Origin of the sequence: Polaribacter sp., assembly GCF_965656025.1 — a bacterium.
Lineage (GTDB): Bacteria > Bacteroidota > Bacteroidia > Flavobacteriales > Flavobacteriaceae > Polaribacter.
Map to the genome: position 1 here is coordinate 4,911 of NZ_CBFHJT010000029.1, position 1,787 is coordinate 6,697.

The window sequence follows — 1,787 nt, forward strand, 5'->3', positions numbered from 1 at the left end:
TGTCCAAATTAAAAAGCTAATTACAATAATTTGTAAAGTATTACCTTCTAAATAGCCAGCTATACTTCCGTAAAAATCAGTTCCTTTTAAACCTTTAATAATTATAAAGTAAGTGATTGATGTTACTGCAAAGCCACCAAAAAGAGCGTTTATATAGCTAGCTCTACTTTCAAAATTAAAAGAATAAATTAATCTAGAAAAGTATTGCACAATGGCACCCACTGTAAAAGCAACAACTACAGAAAGTAAAATACCTAAAATAATATCTGTGGCAGTTTCGTAGTTAATGTAGTTCCATATTGCAGAAAAATTTTCTGCATCATTGTTCGCAATTTTAATTAATGCAATTACAACAGCAGACCCTAACAATTCAAAAACAATAGAAACTGTGGTAGAGGTAGGCATCCCCAAAGAGTTAAAAATATCTAACAATAAAATGTCTGTAATCATAACAGCCATAAAAATGAACATGACATCTTGAAATACAAACATACTTGGGTTAAAAATTCCTTTACGCGCCACTTCCATCATTCCACTAGAGGTAACAGCGCCGAAAAACACACCAACACTAGCAATAATCATAATGTTTTTTACAGAAATTGCTTTAGAGCCTATAGCAGAATTTAAAAAATTAACAGCATCATTACTAACACCAACTACTAAATCTACGATAGCTAAAATAGCTAAAGCAACAAGCATTAAAATATATGGATCTCCCATTTTTATTAAAAAATTTAATCAGGCAAATTTAAAGACTCAAAAGATGCATAATGTTATCTTAACGTTATAATATGCGCTATGTATCTTTTAGCAAACATATCAAAAAAAAATCTTATAATTTTTAAAGATTGTAAATCTTTTCTTAACATTAAAACCCTATCTCGTAACATTGACTTAACAACCTAATAACAGAAGCATAATTTACAACTAACATAGACTTTACAAAGTAAGTAGACTTTTGCACCAGTAAATTAAATATAAAAATGAAGAAAATTCTATTTATTGCTTTTATTGCATTAAGTCAAGTTTTAATAGCGCAAAACAAAGGTACTTTACAAGGTTTATTAACAGATAAAGAAACCAATAACGAGCCATTACCTTTTGCAAACGTAGTTATTAAAGGTACCACAATTGGTGCAACTACAGATTTTGATGGTAAATACTCTATTAAAGTACCAGCAGGTACACATGTTGTACAGTTTAGTTTTTTAGGGTATAAAACCATAGAAAAAACATTTACTATTAAAAAAGATGAAACTTTAACAATAAATCAATTAATGTCTGCAGAAGAAGGCGTTTCTTTAGACGAGATTGTTGTAAAATCTGCTGCAGGTAGAGATAAAGAATCTGCTTTGTTGTTAAAACAAAAAAAAGCAACCATAATTGTAGAAAGTATTGGTGCAGAAAGATTAGCTAAAACAGGAGTTTCTAATGCATCTAATGCAACAACAAAAATTTCTGGTGTAACTAAAAGTGAAGGTACAGGAGATATCTATGTAAGAGGTTTAGGAGATAGATATTTATCTACTACAATGAACGGTTTGCCAATTCCTTCTGATAATGTGGATAATAAAAATATCAATTTAAGTTTGTTTTCTACGAACATTATAGAAAATGTTGGTATCAGCAAAACATATGCAGCATCAAATTATTTAGACCAAGCTTCGGGTAATGTAAATGTAGAAACCAAGGGGTATAGGAAAAAAGAATTTTCTATAAGTGTTGCTAGTGGTTCTAATACAAATGTAATGCAACAGTTTGGTAACTTTAGAAGAACAATCATTACA

Annotated in this window: 2 protein-coding genes; one reads left to right on the top strand and one right to left on the bottom strand. The window is 29.7% G+C overall.

What is annotated here, in order from left to right; all coding sequences use genetic code 11:
- Positions 1–720 (bottom strand): inorganic phosphate transporter (locus ACTG3S_RS07345; RefSeq protein WP_439128708.1); only part of this gene is annotated, 720 nt, incomplete at its 3' end.
- 263 nt (positions 721–983) lie between these two features.
- On the opposite strand from ACTG3S_RS07345, the gene ACTG3S_RS07350 reads away from it, so the two are divergent.
- Positions 984–1,787, top strand: an 804-nt coding sequence (locus ACTG3S_RS07350) for a carboxypeptidase-like regulatory domain-containing protein (protein ID WP_439128709.1), incomplete at its 3' end; no start/stop codon positions are given.